This is a genomic window from Marinomonas sp. TI.3.20 (assembly GCF_038155025.1).
Taxonomy (GTDB): Bacteria; Pseudomonadota; Gammaproteobacteria; order Pseudomonadales; family Marinomonadaceae; genus Marinomonas; species Marinomonas flavescens.
The window spans coordinates 301,079-319,922 of the sequence record NZ_JBAKAS010000002.1 but is presented as its reverse complement, the minus strand read 5'-3'; the positions used below and the strand labels follow the sequence as shown (position 1 = coordinate 319,922).

Genomic DNA, 18,844 nt, shown 5'->3' with positions numbered 1-18,844 from the left:
TCGGTTGTATCTATGGGTGAATTAGCCAAAGAAATTATTCCCGTCAGTATCGAAAACGAACTAAAGGGTTCCTACCTCGATTACGCAATGAGCGTAATTGTTGGGCGTGCATTACCAGACGTACGAGATGGTTTAAAACCTGTCCATCGTCGTGTTTTGTTCGCGATGAATGAACTGAAAAACGATTGGAATAAACCGTACAAAAAATCCGCGCGTATCGTCGGTGATGTGATCGGTAAATACCATCCACATGGTGATGTCGCAGTTTATGACACTATCGTACGGATGGCTCAGCCTTTTTCCATGCGTTATACATTGGTTGATGGCCAAGGTAACTTCGGTTCCGTTGATGGTGATAGTGCTGCAGCAATGCGTTATACCGAAATTCGTATGGCGAAAATTGCTCATCATCTATTAATGGATCTTGAGAAAGAAACTGTAGATTTTGTACCTAACTATGATGGTACAGAGTTTATGCCATCAGTAATGCCTTCACGAGTGCCTGCTTTATTAGTAAATGGTTCTGCAGGTATTGCTGTTGGTATGGCGACAAATATTCCCCCTCATAATCTAGGGGAAATAATCGATGGCTGCTTAGCTGTCATTGATAATGCTGACATTACTATCGAAGAGTTGATGGAGCATGTGCCTGGGCCTGACTTCCCAACAGCGGCCTTTATTAATGGTCGTGCGGGTATTGTCGAGGCTTATAAAACAGGTCGCGGCCGCATTTATATGCGTGCTCGTCATCATTTTGAAGACATGGAAAAGGGCAATCGCCAATCCATCGTTTTCACTGAAATTCCTTATCAGCTGAACAAAGCGAAAGTTATTGAAAAAATCGCTGAGCTGGTAAAAGACAAAAAGCTAGAAGGTATTAGTGAATTGCGTGATGAGTCTGATAAAGACGGCATGCGTATTGTTATTGAATTGCGTCGCGGTGAAAATCCAGACGTAGTGGTAAATAATATTTTCACTCAAACACAGCTACAGTCTGTTTTTGGTATCAATATGGTGGCCTTGGTAGATGGTCGTCCACAATTGCTTAACCTGAAACAAATTCTTGAATGTTTCGTTAAACACCGTCGTGAAGTGGTGACTCGTCGTACTATCTTCGAGCTTCGCAAAGCGCGTGAACGTGGTCACATTCTGGAAGGTTTGGCAGTGTCTCTGGCCAATATCGATCGTGTTATTGAATTGATCAGAATGTCGCCAACCTCGGCTGAAGCAAAAGAAAGAATTGTTGCGGAATCTTGGCAGCCAGGCAATGTAATGGCAATGCTGGAGCGAGCAGGTTCTGATGCGTGTCGTCCTGATGATCTGGATGTGCAATATGGTTTTGTTGATGGTGCTTACCACCTTTCTCCAGACCAAGCGCAAGCTATTCTTGATTTACGTCTGCATCGTTTAACAGGGTTAGAGCACGAAAAGCTCATGGCGGAATACAAAGCGCTGATTGAGTTGATTGCTGAACTGTTGGAAATCTTGTCTAACCCTGATCGTTTGATGGAAGTTATTCGTGAAGAGTTAGAAGATGTTCGTGATTCTTTTGGCGATGTGCGTCGAACTGAGATCTTAACCTCTCGTCAAGATTTGACGATTGCCGATTTGATTGATGAAGCGCCTATGGTTGTGACTATTTCGGATACAGGTTATACGAAATCTCAACCATTAGAAGAATACAAAGCTCAACGCCGTGGCGGTCGAGGTAAATCTGCTTCAGCCATGAAAGACGAAGATCACATTAGTCATTTGTTGGTAACAAGCAGTCATGACACGGTTATGCTGTTTAGTAACTTCGGTAAAGTGTACTGGTTGCGAGTGTTTGAGATTCCAACGGCCAGTCGTAACTCGAAAGGTCGTCCGATTGTTAACTTGTTGCCACTGGCTGAAGGCGAACATATTTCAGCATTGCTACCACTGACGGCGCCAGAAAAGTCAGATGCTGATGCAGAAGTTGATGAAGACGCTCAAGAAGCAAGCAGCTACATCTTTATGGCAACCGCTAACGGTACTGTTAAGAAAACGGCGATGGAGCATTTTGCTCGACCTCGTTCTACCGGTTTGATTGCATTGAGCTTGGATGAGACGGATGCCCTTGTGGGTGTTGCTCAAACAACTGGCAATGATGACATTATGTTGGTATCTAGCTCTGGTAAAACGATTCGTTTCTCTGAAGGCGATGTTCGTGCCATGGGTCGTACTGCAGCAGGTGTTCGTGGTATTCGTTTAGGCGAAGACGCTAAAGTGGTTTCTTTGATCGTTCCTCAAGAAGGCGCTGCCGTCTTGATGGCCTGTGAAAATGGTTATGGTAAACGTACTGCGATTGACGACTTCCCTGTCTATGGTCGTGGTGGTCAAGGGGTTATCGGTATCCAAGTGTCTGAGCGTAATGGCCCAGTGGTTGGTGCGACTCAAGTGGACGAAACGGATGAGATTATCTTGATCACAGATCAAGGAACCTTGGTTCGTACGCGCGTCACCGAAGTCTCTTGTCAAGGTCGAAACACACAAGGTGTTACCTTGATTCGCCTCACAAACGATGAGCACCTAGTGGGTGTGGTTCGTGTTGTCGAGGACGATGAAGGTGATGTGGAAGAGGATGAAGAGCTTGGAGTAGATGAGGCGGCAGCGCCGACTACTGCTTCTGGTGAGACGCCTGATACCACCGAAGACAAAGAGTAATAAAAGCGGCGCACCTTGGTGCGTCGCTTTTGTTTAAGTTAGATCCTGGATACTAGAGGTAAAAAACAGGATGAGCCGAGTTTATAATTTTTGTTCTGGTCCAGCTGCACTCCCTGAAGAAGTTCTAAAGAAAGCGCAGTCTGAATTGTTGGATTGGCATGGCGCTGGCGTTTCCGTAATGGAAATGAGTCACCGCAGTGCTGAGTTCATGTCTATTCTTGCTTCGGCAAAAGCGCGTTTGACGCGGTTGCTGGATATTAGTGATGACTATGAAATCTTGTTTGCACAGGGTGGCGCGTCTACCTTGTTTGCACAGATTCCTGCCAACCTAATGAATGGCTTTGACTCGGCTTGTTACTTGGATACGGGCGCATGGTCCACCAAGGCAATTAAAGAAGCAAAAAAATACGGTCAGGTTAATGTGGTAGCGTCTTCTAAAGAGCAGAAGTACCAAACTGTACCTGATTTTGTTTCTTTGGCATTGGATGAAAGTGCAGCGTATCTGCATTTGTGTCCGAATGAAACCATTGGTGGTTTGGAGTTTTCTGAATTGCCAGAAACGTCTTTGCCGATTGTGGCGGATTTATCGTCTACTATTTTGTCTCGTAAAATAGACGTTAGCAAATACGGTTTGATTTACGCGGGCGCTCAGAAAAACGTGGGCCCAGCGGGTGTGGTCATTTGTATTATTCGTAAAGACTTGTTGGCGCGCAGCAGTGATGACTTGCCGACAACGTGGAATTTTGCAAATTTGGCGGCAAATGATTCGATGATCAATACGCCACCTACTTTCGCGATTTACTTAGCGGACTTGGTGTTTGAGTGGTTGGAAAATCAAGGCGGTGTAGACGCCATTGAGCAAGCCAATATCCGTAAGGCTGAGGCCTTGTATCGTGCGATTGACGAAAGCAGTTTCTATTCTAATCCGATCGACCCTGCGTATCGTTCGCGTATGAATGTGCCTTTTGTGTTGGCGGATGAGTCTCTTGAAGCCTTGTTCTTAGAAGAGTCAGAAGCGGCCGGTTTGAGAACCTTAGCAGGCCATCGTTCTGTTGGTGGTATGCGTGCGAGTATTTATAACGCCTTGCCGATGGAAGGGGTGCAAGCCTTGATCGACTTCATGCATTCTTTTGAACAGCGTCACGGATAATTATTATGGCAAATACGAAACAGTCTGTGCCTGAAACACTGCCTTTGCTGAGAGATCGAATTGATTCCATCGACTCGCAAATTCAATCATTGATTAATGAACGAGCTCAGTGTGCTCAAAAAGTAGCAGAAGTGAAGTTGGCTGATCAAGGTGGCGACGCCGTGGTGTTTTATCGTCCAGAGCGCGAGGCTCAGGTATTGCGTCGCGTGATGGAGCGCAATGAAGGGCCACTTGGCAATGAAGAAATGGCGAAGATCTTTCGTCAAATTATGTCTTCTTGCTTGGCGCTTGAAAAGCCGATGCGCATTGCGTTTTTGGGGCCAGAAGGGACCTTTACGCAGCAGGCGGCATTGAAGCACTTCGGTAAATCTATTGTCAGTGCGCCGATGGCGGCGATTGATGAGGTGTTTCGTGAAGTCGAGTCTGGTGCGGCCAATTATGGTGTGGTGCCAGTTGAAAACTCCACTGAAGGTGTGGTGAATCACACCTTGGACAGCTTTCGAGATTCGCAATTAAAAATCTGTGGTGAAGTGGAAGTGCGTATCCACCACCATTTGTTAGTGAGTCCGCATAGTAATGCGGATGAAGTGACGCATATTTACTCGCATCAGCAATCGTTGGCGCAATGTCGTGCTTGGTTGGATCGTTATTGGCCACATGCCGAGCGCGTGGCGGTGAGTTCTAACGCGGAAGCGGCACGTCTTGCGGCAGAAGCGGGCAAGAACGGTCGTGCTGTAGCGGCCATTGCGGGTGAAGTGGCGTGTGAATTGTATGGTCTGATGACGATATCTGCCAATATAGAAGATCGTCCTGATAACACGACGCGCTTTTTGATTGTTGGGAATCAGGATGTACCAGCTAGTGGTAAAGATAAAACCTCCTTGTTGATCAGTGCGAAAAATGAGCCGGGTGCTCTATATCGTTTGTTGGAGGCGTTTGAGCGTCATGGTGTTGATATGACCCGCCTTGAAACAAGACCTTCACTGATGAGTCGTTGGGGATATATCTTTTACATCGATTTTGTTGGTCATTATCAAGACGAAGGTTGTCAGGCGGTAATTGAAGAGTTAAGAGCTCGAGCGTCTGAAGTGAAGGTGCTTGGCTCTTACCCGATTGCCGTTCTTTAGTCTAATGGTTGGTGTTGTTTGTGAATAGAAATGATTCAGAAAGCGTGCTTGATCTTCTCCAGGAGGTTAAGCCGTTCGGTAATGTATTGATTGTCGGGCTTGGCATGATTGGTGGCTCTTTTGCCAAGGCGCTAAAAGAAAGAGGTTTGGCCACGCTTTACGGTGCAGACCGTAGAGAAGGTGAGTTGGCCTTAGGTGTGTCGACAGGTGTTATTGATCATCCTGCCGCTCTGACAGAAGAATACATTGCGCGCATGGATGTGATCATTTTAGCGACTCCCGTTAGAGCTATGGAGTCCGTGCTATTAGAAATACAGCCGTATTTAAAAGCGACGACTCTGCTGACCGATGTGGGCTCTACGAAAGGCAGTGTAATCAGTGCCGCCAAAAAAGTCTTTGGTGAGGTGCCTGCGAATTTTATACCGAGTCATCCTATTGCAGGTGCGGAAAAAAGTGGTGTATTAGCCGCTAATTCTCAGTTGTTTGAAAAGCACATGGCGATTGTGACGCCTTTGGTCAGCAGTGATCCGGTTTTGTTGGATCGGTTGCATCAATTGTGGGTGGCGGTTGGTGCTGATGTGGTGAGTATGGATGTTGAGCATCATGATCATGTTTTGGCGTCGTCGAGCCATTTGCCACATTTGCTTGCTTATACATTGGTTGATGCATTAGCTAACAGTGATCGTAGTCAAGATGTATTCAAATTTGCTGCGGGTGGGTTTCGTGATTTTACGCGTATTGCGTCAAGCGATCCTGTCATGTGGCGAGATGTTTTCTTATCTAATAAAGATGCAACATTAGCGACCTTAGATCACTTTACTGAGCGATTATCGGTCATGAGGTCTGCCATCGAACAGGGTGATGGTGCGAGTATGTTTGGTGTTTTTACCCGAGCAAAGTCTGCGCGAGATCATTTTTTAAGGTTATTAGAGCAGCGTACTTCTAAAGTCATTAAAGAAGTAAAGCCTGTCACTATCAGTGTTGCACCGGCCTCATCGATAAAGGGAGATGTTTCTTTATCAGGTGACAAGTTATTGTCACATAAAGCGATTACGCTAGCGAGTCTGTCTCATGGTGTGAGTCATTTGCGTAATGTCGATTTGACTGGCGATGTTCGTGTGACCATGCAGGCCTTTAGGGATATGGGGGTAGTCATTGAAGAGGTTGCTTCCAATCAGCTAAGGGTTCATGGTGTTGGTTTGAAAGGGTTGCAAGCACCTATTGCACCGATCAATGTGCATCAGTCTGGCGTGAGTTTGTCTCTTTTATTGTCCGTTTTAGCGGGTCAAAGCTTTCCTGTTACTTTAATCGGTGAAGGGGCTTTGTTGAATCAGCCGATGAAAGAATTGTTTGATATTGCACGCTCCATGGGTGGTCACGTAATGACGGCTACTGCGGATTGTTTGCCAGTATCCTTGGCCCCATCAAACTCGCAGCGAGTGTCTTTAGTATTAAGTAATGGCTCGAAAAAGCTACATGCTGCGGCTATGTTTGCCATGTTGTATTGCCCAAAGGGTTCTGAGTTACGTGCCTGTAGACAGGGTGTGTCGCAGATAAAAACCTTGTTTTCATGTTTTGGCCTTAATGTTGCAATTGACGGCCGTGTTGTCAGTCTGGTGCCAACAACACCGCAAGGAACGGATATTGAGTTGCCGGGAGATGTTAATCAAACGGCTTGGTTAGCACTGTCTGCCGCGCTATCGCCGGGTTCAAGATTGAGTATTCAGAATGCGTTGATTGGTGAAATGGCATCACCTTATTTGCCTTTTTTGAAAAGGATTGGGGCGAATCTTCGGATTATAGAAAAAGCGTCAGGTGGGTTTTCTGTTGGTACGGTGAATGTCTCATTTTCGCCATTATCTTCTTTTGAACTTAGTGCTGACGAGGTTTATTGTTTGCGTGAAGAGTTGACGTTTGTTTGTGTGGCGGCGGCTTATGCTTCTGGTGTTAGTGTAATACGAGGTGTGTCTGATTTACCGTATTATTATGAAGATCGTATTTTGTCTTTAATTGATGCATTAATGCATGTTGGCATCGTATGTGAATACAGCTCAGGTAATTTATTAATCACTGGTGGTATGCCATCGGGTGGTGAAGTGGACTGTGCTGGTGACGATCGTTTGGCTTTGGCTATGCTGACGCTTGGTTTGCGCAGTAAAGAAATAACCAAAGTAAATGATTGTCAGAAATTATTAGAAGAATTTAACGAATTAGAGAGTATTACGGCACAGTTGGGTTTTCATTGTGCGGTAATGCAGTAGTAATTGAAGAGGAATGTTTATGATAAATCAAGCTCCAGTCATCGCGATAGATGGTCCAAGTGGTGCCGGTAAAGGCACTGTCAGCCAGCTAATCGCAGAGAAACTGGGATGGCGTTTGCTTGATAGCGGTGCATTGTATCGATTGTTGGCGTTGGCTGTGTCTCACCATGGTATGTCAGTAGACGATGCAGAAACATTAAAGGTGCTGGCTGAGCATTTGGATATTCAGTTTGAGCAAGCGGAAGATGGTAAAGTTGAAATTATTTTAGAAGGTGAAATTGTTACTCAGGCGATTAGAACCGAAGAAGTGGGTAATAATGCATCTAAATTAGCGGCTATTCCTGAAGTGCGAGAAGGTTTATTGTTGCGTCAGCGTGCTTTTGCCCAGACCCCAGGGTTGGTTGCGGATGGACGTGATATGGGGACGGTTGTGTTTCCTGATGCACAAATTAAAGTCTTTTTAACGGCCTCTGCAGAGGAGCGAGCGCAAAGACGTTTGCTTCAATTGGAGCAGAAAGGTGCCGTGGTTAATTTTGAAGAATTAGTAAAATCTATAAAAGAAAGAGATGAGCGTGATGCCAACCGAGCCATCGCGCCTTTAGTGCCTGCAGCAGGCGCCCTAGTTATAGATAGTACTGAACTTACAATAGATCAGGTGGTTGAGATGGTATTTGCTGAAACAGCAAAGGCTGGTCTTATATAACCTGTTCTTTTGTGTGTGTTAAATGTGCTAGAATAGATTAAATGTTATTCAAGTCGGTGGGAGACCAGCAACGCTCTTATCGCAACAATCATAAAAACTGACCCGTATTTGCTGGTGATACGGATAAGACCAAGATTTTTTGGTCAACTATATAGGAAATACAATGACTCAAAGCTTCGCAGAACTGTTTGAAGAAAGCCTGTTAACCGTCGAAATGGCGCCAGGCTCAATTGTTACTGGTCTTGTTGTTGATATTGACAGCGAGTGGGTAACTGTTCATGCAGGTCTTAAATCTGAAGGCGTAATTCCTCGTGCTCAGTTCCTAACGGAAAGTGGTGAGTTCAACGTTAAAGTCGGTGACGAAGTTAAAGTTGCACTTGAAGCTGTTGAAGATGGTTTCGGCGAGACTAAATTGTCTCGTGAAAAAGCGAAACGTGCTGAAACTTGGGCTGTTCTTGAAAAAGCCTACGAAGAAGGCGCCATCGTCAATGGTGTTATCAATGGTAAAGTCAAAGGTGGCTTCACAGTTGATATCGCTAATATCCGTGCTTTCTTACCTGGTTCTTTGGTAGATGTTCGCCCAATCCGCGACACGTCTCACCTAGAAGGTGTGGATCTAGAGTTCAAACTTATCAAGCTTGATCAAAAACGTAACAACGTTGTTGTATCTCGTCGTGCCGTTATGGAAGCGACTAACAGCGCTGAACGCGAAACACTACTTGCTTCTCTAGAAGAAGGCCAAGAAGTTAAAGGTATCGTTAAGAACCTTACAGACTACGGTGCGTTCGTTGATCTTGGTGGTGTTGATGGTCTTCTACACATCACTGACATGGCTTGGAAACGCATTAAGCACCCAAGCGAAATCATTGCTGTTGGCGATGAAATCGATGTTAAAGTCCTTAAATTTGACCGCGAGCGTAACCGTGTGTCTCTAGGTCTTAAGCAATTGGGTGAAGATCCATGGGTAGCTATCAAAGCGCGTTACCCAGAAGGTACTAAAGTAACGGCTAAAGTTACTAACTTGACTGATTACGGTTGCTTCGCAGAACTTGAAGAAGGCGTAGAAGGTCTAGTTCACGTATCTGAAATGGATTGGACTAACAAAAACATCCACCCATCTAAAGTAGTTCAGATCGGTGATGAAGTTGAAGTTATGATTCTTGATATCGACGAAGAACGTCGTCGTATCTCTTTGGGTATCAAGCAGTGCACCATGAACCCATGGGAAGAATTTGCTACATCTTTCAACAAAGGCGACAAAATCTCTGGCGCAATCAAGTCTATCACTGACTTTGGTGTGTTCATTGGTCTTGACGGCGGCATTGACGGCCTTGTACACCTTTCTGACCTATCTTGGGAAGAAACAGGTGAAGACGCAGTTCGTGCATACAAGAAAGGTGATGTTCTTGAAACTGTTGTATTGTCTATCGATGCAGAGCGCGAGCGTATTTCTCTTGGCGTTAAACAACTTGAAGAAGACCCATTTGTTGGTTTCGTTGCTGAAAACGACAAAGGCACTATCGTAAACGGTGTTGTCTCTTCTGTTGATGCTAAAGGTGCGGTTGTTACTCTAGCTGAAGGCATTGAAGCTACTTTGAAAGTATCTGAAATTAGCCGTGAGCGCGTTGAAGATGCAACAACAGTATTGAAAGAAGGCGATAAAGTAGAAGCAGCGATCATTAGTGTTGATCGTAAAGCTCGTACTATTACAATTTCTATCAAGCAGAAAGATGCAACTGAAGAAAAAACTGCTCTTAAGAATCATTCTGAGAAGCAACAAGTTGAAGCGAACGGTCCTACCACTATCGGTGATTTGATCAAAGCACAACTAGAAAACCAAAACTAAGTTTTGATTTTCATTAGCTATTAAAAAGCGGGCTTAGGCCCGCTTTTTTTATGTCAAAATTACGATAACGCGTTGACAAGAAAACTATACATAAAACATGTGGATAACTGTGGGTATAGACTCTGTGTGACCTGTTATCGGAGTGATTTTAGCAGTGTCTTTGTGTCTTCTTCGTCCCAGTTTTCTTTTTCTAATAACTGTTTCAGTGAGTCATTGTTTTGAGTTTGCTGAAGGTTCTTCTGAAATTTTGCAAAATGCATGTCTTTGATGAGCTTTTCATCATAAGGAGAGCGGTACAGTGGCGGAGTTTTCTCGCTTTTAGAATCGTCCGCTTGTTTTAATTTATCGATATTCTTGTACGTCTTTAAGAAGTCTTTTTTATTCATCTTAGTTGTCCTTATTGGGTGTGCTCAATATGGAGTATTTCAAAATGCTCTGGATGGGCTCGCCATCTAATGTTCAAATCCCACAAACTTATACCATGCTCTTTGCCTTCTTTATTCTGTAAGTAGGATGGCCTAGGGTCTTGCTCAACAATCTGTTTAATTAAAGTCTTAATATCTCGTTGATGCAATGATTGGTAGTGTGCGCATTGGATGTTGGCCAGCTCAGAAAAAACTACCTTGGTGGTGTTGTCCGCTTGTGGTGCGAAGCCACCTTGAGCATCTGGAATGCTGTCGGCATAAGGAATATATGGCTTTATATCTAAAACTGGCGTGCCATCTAGTAAATCCGCCCCGTGTAACTCGATAAATATTTTGCTGTTTTCCTGGTAGATTTTGCCAAGTTTAACGACAGACAACCCTATCGGGTTTGGTCTATGCGTGGCGCGAGTGGCAAAAACCCCCATTTTAATTTTTCCGCCTAAGCGTGGAGGGCGGACTTTGGCTTTCCAGTTTTCGTTCATGGTGGCGTGAAAAATGAACTGAATCCAGATATGGGAAAAATCACTTAACCCACTTAATGTGTCTAGTCTGTTGTATGGAGGAAGTAGCTCTATTCTTGCAGTCGCTTCCGTGACCAGTCCCGGTTGTCTGGGGATGCCAAATTTTTCTTTGTAGCATGAGTGAACGATGCCAACGGTGGCTAGGTTAAAATGTAGTGGAACAGACAAGGTGCTTCCTTTTTATGATCAAATTCAAGACTAAAGGATTAAATAGTTTGTGTTAGTATACTGATTATATGGTTGCCCACACGATAAACTTTACTGCTATCGATACTACTTATTAACGTAATTAGAGATTAAAAATGTCTTTAGAATCCTATATGAATCAAATTGGTCAGCAAGCGAGAGCCGCTTCTCGTTTGCTTGTAAAAGCTTCCACAGAACATAAAAATAGTGCGTTATTGGCGATGGCTGACGCGTTAGAAAATGCTCGACCTCGACTAATAGAAGAAAATACTAAAGACATTAAAAATGGTAAAGAAAAAGGGTTAGACGCTGCGTTATTAGACCGTTTATTACTTAATGATGCTCGTATTGACGGCATGATTGAAGGTCTTAGGCAGGTGGCGGCTTTGCCTGATCCTATTGGTGAGATAACCGATATGCTTTATAGACCTTCTGGTATTCAATTGGGAAAAATGCGAGTGCCTTTAGGTGTTGTTGGTATCATTTACGAATCTCGTCCAAATGTTACGATTGATGCGGCAAGCCTGTGTTTAAAATCCGGCAACGCTACCATTTTAAGAGGTGGATCTGAGGCTTTCTATTCGAATCAAGCCATTGCCAAGGCGGTTTCAGCTGGTTTGAATGCTGTTGGTTTGCCTGAGCATGCGGTGCAAGTATTAAATACCACTGACCGTGATGCCGTAGGCAAATTAATTACCATGCCAGACTATGTTGATGTGATAGTACCTCGAGGTGGTAAGGGATTAATTGAGCGCATCAGTCGTGATGCTCGAATTCCTGTCATTAAGCATTTGGATGGTAATTGCCATGTCTATATTGATGATGAGGCAGATTTAGAAAAAGCGTTCAATATAGCGATAAACGCAAAAACGCGTCGCTATGGTGTTTGTAATGCGATGGAGTCTTTGTTGATTCATCAGGCGATTGCGGCAGAAGTGTTGCCAACACTGGTGTCGGCGTTTCATGAAAAAGGGGTTGAGCTCGTTGGTTGTGAAGCGACTCGATCTATCGTTGCCGAATCCGTTGCGTCGCAGATAACAATTGGCGTAGCCACAGAAGAAGATTGGTTTACCGAATACCTTGCCCCTAAATTATCAATTAAGATAGTGACAGATATGGATGACGCGATCGCTCATATTAATCACTATGGCTCGCACCATTCAGATGCGATCGTTTCTCAAGATTATTCAAAGACTCGGGCCTTTATGACAGAGGTGGATTCATCGTCTGTAATGGTGAATGCATCCACAGCGTTCGCAGATGGCTTTGAATATGGTCTAGGGGCAGAAATTGGTATTTCTACGGATAAAATACACGCTCGCGGCCCCGTTGGCTTGATTGGTTTAACCAGTCAGAAATACATTGTTTTAGGTGATGGTCATACGCGTGACAATTAAAACAAAAAAGCCTTCTGGTGTGGCCATTATGGGTGGGACATTTGATCCTATTCATAATGGTCATTTAAGAGTAGCCGTGGAGATTTTAGATCGTTTTAATTTCAAGACGATGAAGTTGATTCCTTGTTTTCAACCTGTTCATAAAGGGCTACCCAGTGTCACCGCTCAGCAACGTTTGGAAATGGCTAAAATGGCTATTTCTAGCGATGTTAGATTGGCGGTAGATTCAAGAGAGATCTTAAGAGCGGGGCCGAGTTACTCAATTGATACCTTGAGAGATATTCGAGCCGAAATCGGACCGGATGTGCCATTGATTATGGTATTGGGAATGGACAGCTTTTTATCGCTACCGACTTGGTCTGAATGGCGAAAATTAATTGAATATGCGCACATCTTGGTCGTTTCTCGACCTGGTTGGGAGCCAGAATTAATCTCAGAATTGAGCGCTTTCTGCGAAAACTATCGTGCCGCTTCATCGCATGAGTTACAATGCGCGCCCTCAGGCTCTGTTTGGCTAGAAATGCTGCCATCTTTGGAGATTTCTTCCAGCATGATAAGGATCTTGTGTAATAAACAGGAATCCATTGCGTATCTGCTACCAGAGCCCGTACAAACATACATAATAGAAAATAAATTATATCAGGATATCGTAACTTTATGAGTCAGCCTAATCTCACAGCAGATCAAATCTTAGCTTTAGCAGTGGAAGCACTGGAAGATGTCAAAGGTGATAAGATCACTGTGTTGAATGTTTCAAAGCACACAGACATGATGGACTATATGGTCATTTGTACTGGTACCTCTAAGCGTCATGTTAATGGCTTGGGTCAAAATGTCATCGTGCATCTGAAATCTAAAGGACTTCAGCCATTGGGTTTTGAAGGTCGTGGGTCAGGCAGTGATTGGGTCTTGGTAGACTTGCATGATGTTGTCGTTCATGTGATGACGGAAGAAGCTAGAGCATTTTATGATCTAGAAAAGCTTTGGGACATTAAACCAGAAGTAATGTAAGGCCTTGAAATGCGTGTTCGATTGATTGCTGTTGGTACAAAGATGCCGAAATGGGTAACACAAGGCTATGATGATTATGCCAAACGGTTACCCAAAGATTTTGCTTTAGAATTGGTAGAAATCCCTATGTCGCCACGAGGGAAAAATACCGATATTCCTAAAGCAATTCGCAAAGAAGGTGATTTGATGCTCGATGCGATTCCCCAGGGTGATAAAGTCATCGCGATGGAAGTGCTTGGTAAAGAGTGGTCAACAGCGCAATTAGCCGATCAAACAGAACAATGGCGAATGGACGGCTACAATGTCAGTTTGCTAGTGGGTGGGCCTGATGGGCTGGACCCTCGCTGTACTTCTAGAGCAGACCAAGTCTGGTCATTATCTCGTTTAACACTTCCGCACCCTATGGTACGGATTATTCTTGCTGAGCAAATATACCGTGCTTGGACCTTAATGAATAATCATCCGTATCACAGATAGAGGGTAATTCGGTGAGTCGTCGACATCAAAATTTTCGTAATTACCGCAAAGAAAAAACACTGACGCAATCGCGTATTATTATCGCAGGGCTCTTGGTGTTGCTCTTAGCCGGTGTTTTGATGGCGCGCTTATTCTATCTTCAAGTTGTGCAGTACAAGCTTTATCAAACTAAATCAGATGAGAACCGCGTGATGCTGGTCACTGTGCCACCGCCACGTGGGCTTATTTATGATCGCAATGGTGTTGTGCTTGCTGATAACCGTCCTATACACAGTTTAACAGTCACTCCTGAACGGATTAAGAGTCTGCCTTGGTTGAAAAAAACGCTTTCGGGCATGATTGATATTAGCCAAGACGAATGGGATCAGTTTGACGAAAAGTTAAAAGAGTATCGTCGCCCTTACCAATCTATTACCTTAAAATCACAACTCACTGATGCGCAGTGGGCCAGAATTGCTGTTAACCTTTATAAGCTTGATGGTGTTCAAGTCGAAGCGCAGTTAACTCGATATTACCCTTATGGAAAAGATAAAGCCTTTGCTCACTCTATCGGCTATGTTGGGCGCATTACTTCCAAGGATTTAGAGCGTGTAGATAAGCAAGCTTATCAAGGTGCTTTGTTTATCGGGAAAACCGGTGTTGAAGGTTACTACGAAAGTACTTTATTTGGTAAAGCTGGTATTAAAAAAGTAGAAGTGAATGCCCGTGGTCGTATCATGGAAGAGCTTAGTCAGGTCAACCCTGTTCCAGGTAAGAATATTCACCTTTATATGGACGCACGATTACAGCAATATGCCTATGACTTGATGGGCGATTATAAAGGTTCTGTCGTTGCTATTGACCCCAATACGGGCGGCATTTTGGCCTTGGTATCTAAACCAGGGTTTGATCCTAATTTATTTGTGAGGGGAATCTCTTACAAAAATTATTCTACTCTGCGTAATTCTAAAGACCTGCCTTTGTTTAATCGTGCATTGCGAGGAGGATATCCGCCGGCCTCAACAATCAAGCCTTTTATGGCGCTGGCTGGGCTTGAATATGGTTTTTCTTCTTGGACTGAACGCTATTTTGCTCGAGGCTATTATCAAATCAATCCAGGCGGTCGTCGCTACCGTGATTGGAAGCGTGGTGGTCATGGTTGGATTAATTTGCAGCGCGCTATTATTGAATCAGTGGATACCTACTTTTATCAGCTGGCAAATAAAATGGGCGTGACACCTATTCATGATTTTTTATCGCGCTTTGGCTTTGGTAAGAGCACGATATTAGACCTTGATGGCGCTAGTGTGGGGTTGTTGCCATCTAAAGAGTGGAAGCGTGCCAAATACAATCAACCTTGGTATCCAGGTGACTCAGTAAATATTGGTATTGGCCAGGGCTTTATGGTGGCGACGCCGATACAAATGGCAACAGCGGTTTCCGCTATTGCCGCACGTGGGCATTATTATTATCCGCGTATGGCTAGGACGATAGGTGGTAAGCCGGCTACTTTCCAAGGTGATTCTGGTGGGGTGCATAATATTATTCTCAAAGACCAAAGTAATTGGGAAAAGATAGCAACCGCCATGAGCAAAGTAATCACTGACCCTAAAGGCACAGGTCGTCGCTTGCAAGGTACGGATTATACGATTGCGGGTAAAACAGGGACTGGTCAGGTTTTCAGTCTGCAAGATGGTGAAGAGTACGAGGCAGATAAGTTAGTCAAGCGACTTCATGACCATGGGTTGTTTATTGCATTTGCACCTGTAGAAAAACCTAAAATTGCGATTTTTGCCATTTTCGAAAATGGTGGCGGTGCCGCTTTACCAGCTGATTTAACGAAAAAGATTTTTGATGCCTATATCGATGGTAAATATCCAAAACGTTACGACTATTTAAAAGGTAAAAATCAGTGACTGATAATGTTTATAAGAGGGCGCTTACTTTTGCTAACGCTCGTCTTTGGAAACTGATCCACGTTGATATATTGCTCTTGGGCGCGCTGCTGTTATTGATGGCTGGCGGTCTAGTTGTGCTTTATTCTGCTTCTGGCGAAGATATGGCTATGGTAGAGCGACAAGGTGTCCGTTTCTGCATTGGCATGGGAGTTTGTCTGGGTTTGGCGCAACTGCCACCTAAGTACATGCGTAGGGCATCTCCGGCGTTATTTGTTTTCTTGGTTTTGCTGCTGATCGGCGTGCTACTTTTTGGTGTGGGGGCAAAGGGGGCGCAGCGTTGGTTGGCTTTGCCTGGCGGGTTGCGTTTTCAACCTTCCGAAATTATGAAAATCCTTATGCCAATGATGATTGCTTGGTACTTTTCTGATCGACAGCTCCCACCAACGTTCAAAGAAGTGTTGTCTGTGCTGGCGCTTATTTTGATTCCAGTCGTCATGATTGCTAAACAGCCCGATTTAGGGACCGCGTTATTGGTGGCAGTGTCCGGTATTTTTGTTTTATTTTTGGCAGGTCTAGGGTGGCGCTATATTGTCAGTGCCGCTGTTTTAGCGCCTGCTGCGGGTTATGCTCTCTGGCATTTTATGCATGATTATCAGCGCCAGCGAGTGCTTACTTTTTTAAATCCAGAAAGCGATCCCCTTGGCTCTGGTTGGAATATTATTCAATCTAAAACAGCCATTGGTTCCGGTGGTTTGTACGGCAAGGGGTGGTTAGAAGGGACTCAGGCGCAACTTAATTTCTTACCTGAAAGCCATACCGATTTCATTGTCGCAGTGCTTGGCGAAGAATTTGGCATGCTGGGTTGCGGTATTTTGATTTTCTCATATCTCTTGGTTATCTCTCGTGGTTTATATATAGCAGGTACGGCTGAAGATAATTACGCCCGCTTATTGGCTGGTAGTTTAACACTCACATTTTTTGTTTATATGTTTGTAAATATCGGCATGGTATCAGGCATTTTACCTGTGGTTGGGGTACCCTTGCCTCTAGTGAGTTATGGTGGAACATCGATCATAACGATTATGGCAACCTTTGGCATTCTTATGTCGGTGCAAACACACAAAAGAGCAAGATGATGATAAAACTAGCAGTAGGAATACTACTAGTGCTTGGCCTCGCTGGGTGCAGTAGTTTAGACCAAGCAAAAAGTAGAGAATTAGGGGATGAGCTTAAAGTAAGCAATGAATTACTTGAAGATGCACCACAAAGCATAGCGTCTTCTTACGCAGCCAACCCTCAGGTGCAAGCTTTCATAGATCGTTTAGTAAAAAACGATCACTTTGATAAGAAAAGATTAGAGCTTGCTTTTTCTCGAATTAAAGTTCGTGAGAAGGTGATTGAAAAATCTAATAATCAACCTGAAGTACTCATTCCCTATTACAAATATCGCACTCGATTTGTAAGCAGTCAGCGGATAGAAAGCGGTAAGGCTTTTGCCATAAAGAATAAATATTGGCTCGATAAAGCGGAAAAAGAATACGGTGTCGACTGGCATATTATCGTGTCTTTGATTGGTGTTGAAACCTATTATGGTCGTATTACAGGGTCGCAAGATGTCTTTACTTCTTTAACGACGCTTGCTTTTGATTACCCTAGACGACAAAAGTACTTTCAAAGTGAGCTGAAAGCCTATCTTTTGCTTGCTCGTGAAAATGGTTGGAACATTGGTGCGACTAAAGGCTCTTATAGTGGCGCTATGGGAATGGTTCAGTTTATGCCTTCTAATTACCGTAAATTAGCAATTGATTATGATGGTGATGGGCGAATTGATCTTTGGCATTCTGATGCTGATGCAATAGGCAGTGTTGCTAATTACTTGAAACATCATGGTTGGGAATTCGATAAGCCTTGCTTGGTTATGGCAAATGTAAAATTCCCTGAAACAGTGAAAAAATGGGTAAATTTTGATAGCAAACCAATCAAAACGGCAGCGCAGTGGTCTACGTTAGATATATTGCCAAGCCAGTCATTTTTACCAGAGAAAATGGGGCTGATTGGATTGCGTACAGCTGAAGATAAGATGTCTTATTGGCTAGCTTATGAAAACTTTTTCACTATCATGGATTATAATCCAAGCAGACGTTACGCAATGTCTGTATTGGAACTTGCCAAGAGTATAGGAGAGAAGTGATTAATCGTTGTTTTATTTTTCTATTAGTGAGTTTTAGTGTCGTATTGTTGAGTGGTTGTACTGGTAATACGATGAGTTCTGCTGACTATGATAAGGCTTCTGCTGGCGGACGCTATACTATTCTTAAAGATCACGCTCCGGATCATGATGTCAAAGTGGATCATTTACCCAATTTGGTTCCTAAATGGGAGCCAAAAAGCCGCGGAGGAAATAAAAGTCCTTATGAGGTTTGGGGTAAGAAGTATTGGGTGATGAAATCCGCTAAAGGGTACGTTGCGGAAGGGACTGCTTCTTGGTATGGGATGAAGTTTCATGGACACACTACTTCAAATGGGGAAACATATGATATGTATGCTTTTTCAGCGGCACATAAATCCCTTCCTTTACCGACGTATTTGAAAGTGACGAACCTTGATAATCAGCGCTCGGTAATTGTTAGGGTCAATGATCGAGGACCTTTTCACGGTAATCGATTAATAGATCTTTCTTATGCAGCGGCCGTGCGGTTAGGTTATCAGAAAAAAGGTTTGGCTCGTGTTAGAATAGAAGCGATTACACCGCCTAAAGGTGGTGTATATCGTGCGGAACCTACCTCGTCATCAGTGACGAAAAAAGAGGTTAATCCCCCGATTATATTGGCTCCTAGCCCTGTTGTTAGCGTGCCGAAAAGTACGAAAGAAACACCGGTTTTTACGCACTTACAGCTGGGTGCATTCTCAACTAAAGAAGCGGCTAATCGTTTAAAACAGCAGCTATTTTCTGTTTTTGATACTCAAGTGAATATCGAGATAGTTAAACAGAATGATGCTCTGTATAAAGTGTTAGTAGGGCCTTATGCAAGTGATGTTGAATTGTCGAATTGGCAAGATAAACTTCATAAAGCTGGTTTTGCTAAGCCTGTACGAGTTGCCATGTAACTGTAAAGGCGAATTCCATGGGCTAGAGATTCGTCATATCCTCTAGTATTATTTGTAAACTTTTTTAACC

16 protein-coding genes are annotated in these 18,844 nt (G+C 43.8%); 14 read left to right on the top strand and 2 right to left on the bottom strand.

All coding sequences use genetic code 11. The features are described 5' to 3' along the window. The first annotated feature begins 12 nt into the window (after positions 1-12). The 6 genes from gyrA to rpsA all read left to right on the top strand — a co-directional run bounded on the left by gyrA (position 13) and on the right by rpsA (position 9,772). Positions 13-2,685, top strand: a complete 2,673-nt coding sequence (gene gyrA / locus V6259_RS03990) for a DNA gyrase subunit A (protein WP_341583405.1) — start codon at positions 13-15, stop codon at positions 2,683-2,685. A gap of 70 nt (positions 2,686-2,755) precedes the next feature. After that, positions 2,756-3,835 (top strand): 3-phosphoserine/phosphohydroxythreonine transaminase, encoded by a 1,080-nt coding sequence (gene serC, locus V6259_RS03985; RefSeq protein WP_341583404.1) that lies wholly within the window; start codon positions 2,756-2,758, stop codon positions 3,833-3,835. 5 nt (positions 3,836-3,840) lie between these two features. Beyond that, positions 3,841-4,962: a prephenate dehydratase gene (gene pheA / locus V6259_RS03980; RefSeq protein ID WP_133010987.1), complete on the top strand. Its 1,122-nt coding sequence runs from the start codon at positions 3,841-3,843 to the stop codon at positions 4,960-4,962. Between the two features lie 20 nt (positions 4,963-4,982). Then, positions 4,983-7,223 (top strand): prephenate dehydrogenase/arogenate dehydrogenase family protein, encoded by a 2,241-nt coding sequence (locus V6259_RS03975; protein ID WP_341583403.1) that lies wholly within the window; start codon positions 4,983-4,985, stop codon positions 7,221-7,223. Between the two features lie 19 nt (positions 7,224-7,242). Beyond that, positions 7,243-7,926 (top strand): (d)CMP kinase, encoded by a 684-nt coding sequence (gene cmk / locus V6259_RS03970; RefSeq protein ID WP_133010988.1) that lies wholly within the window; start codon positions 7,243-7,245, stop codon positions 7,924-7,926. 163 nt (positions 7,927-8,089) lie between these two features. Then, positions 8,090-9,772, top strand: coding sequence for a 30S ribosomal protein S1 (gene rpsA / locus V6259_RS03965; protein ID WP_133010989.1), 1,683 nt, complete (start codon positions 8,090-8,092; stop codon positions 9,770-9,772). 134 nt (positions 9,773-9,906) lie between these two features. On the opposite strand, the gene V6259_RS03960 is transcribed toward rpsA, so the two are convergent. Together V6259_RS03960 and tsaA are read right to left on the bottom strand one after the other, a co-directional pair. Beyond that, positions 9,907-10,158 (bottom strand): hypothetical protein, encoded by a 252-nt coding sequence (locus tag V6259_RS03960; protein WP_133010990.1) that lies wholly within the window; start codon positions 10,156-10,158, stop codon positions 9,907-9,909. A gap of 11 nt (positions 10,159-10,169) precedes the next feature. Beyond that, positions 10,170-10,886 (bottom strand): tRNA (N6-threonylcarbamoyladenosine(37)-N6)-methyltransferase TrmO, encoded by a 717-nt coding sequence (gene tsaA, locus V6259_RS03955; RefSeq protein WP_341583402.1) that lies wholly within the window; start codon positions 10,884-10,886, stop codon positions 10,170-10,172. Between the two features lie 134 nt (positions 10,887-11,020). Here tsaA and V6259_RS03950 point away from each other — a divergent pair, with 134 nt between their 5' ends. Genes V6259_RS03950 through V6259_RS03915 form a run of 8 tightly spaced genes read left to right on the top strand, consistent with a single transcriptional unit; the run spans position 11,021 to position 18,774 of the window. Then, positions 11,021-12,301, top strand: coding sequence for a glutamate-5-semialdehyde dehydrogenase (locus V6259_RS03950; RefSeq protein ID WP_341583401.1), 1,281 nt, complete (start codon positions 11,021-11,023; stop codon positions 12,299-12,301). After that, positions 12,291-12,962, top strand: a complete 672-nt coding sequence (nadD, locus tag V6259_RS03945) for a nicotinate-nucleotide adenylyltransferase (protein WP_341583400.1) — start codon at positions 12,291-12,293, stop codon at positions 12,960-12,962. Before V6259_RS03950 ends, nadD begins: the two co-directional genes overlap by 11 nt. Beyond that, a complete protein-coding gene (gene rsfS, locus V6259_RS03940; RefSeq protein WP_133010994.1) occupies positions 12,959-13,312 on the top strand; it encodes a ribosome silencing factor in 354 nt (117 codons plus the stop codon). The genes nadD and rsfS overlap by 4 nt, the downstream gene beginning before the upstream one ends. A 9-nt stretch (positions 13,313-13,321) precedes the next feature. Further along, a complete protein-coding gene (gene rlmH, locus V6259_RS03935; protein WP_133010995.1) occupies positions 13,322-13,789 on the top strand; it encodes a 23S rRNA (pseudouridine(1915)-N(3))-methyltransferase RlmH in 468 nt (155 codons plus the stop codon). 11 nt (positions 13,790-13,800) lie between these two features. Continuing rightward, positions 13,801-15,684 (top strand): penicillin-binding protein 2, encoded by a 1,884-nt coding sequence (gene mrdA, locus V6259_RS03930; protein ID WP_341583399.1) that lies wholly within the window; start codon positions 13,801-13,803, stop codon positions 15,682-15,684. After that, positions 15,681-16,802, top strand: a complete 1,122-nt coding sequence (rodA, locus tag V6259_RS03925; RefSeq protein WP_133010997.1) for a rod shape-determining protein RodA — start codon at positions 15,681-15,683, stop codon at positions 16,800-16,802. The genes mrdA and rodA overlap by 4 nt, the downstream gene beginning before the upstream one ends. Beyond that, positions 16,799-17,857, top strand: coding sequence for a lytic murein transglycosylase B (gene mltB / locus V6259_RS03920; RefSeq protein WP_341583398.1), 1,059 nt, complete (start codon positions 16,799-16,801; stop codon positions 17,855-17,857). Before rodA ends, mltB begins: the two co-directional genes overlap by 4 nt. Beyond that, positions 17,857-18,774 carry a septal ring lytic transglycosylase RlpA family protein gene (locus tag V6259_RS03915; RefSeq protein ID WP_445928498.1) on the top strand — a complete coding sequence of 306 codons (918 nt, stop codon included), beginning with the start codon at positions 17,857-17,859 and terminating at the stop codon, positions 18,772-18,774. The genes mltB and V6259_RS03915 overlap by 1 nt, the downstream gene beginning before the upstream one ends. The last annotated feature ends 70 nt before the right edge of the window (positions 18,775-18,844 follow it).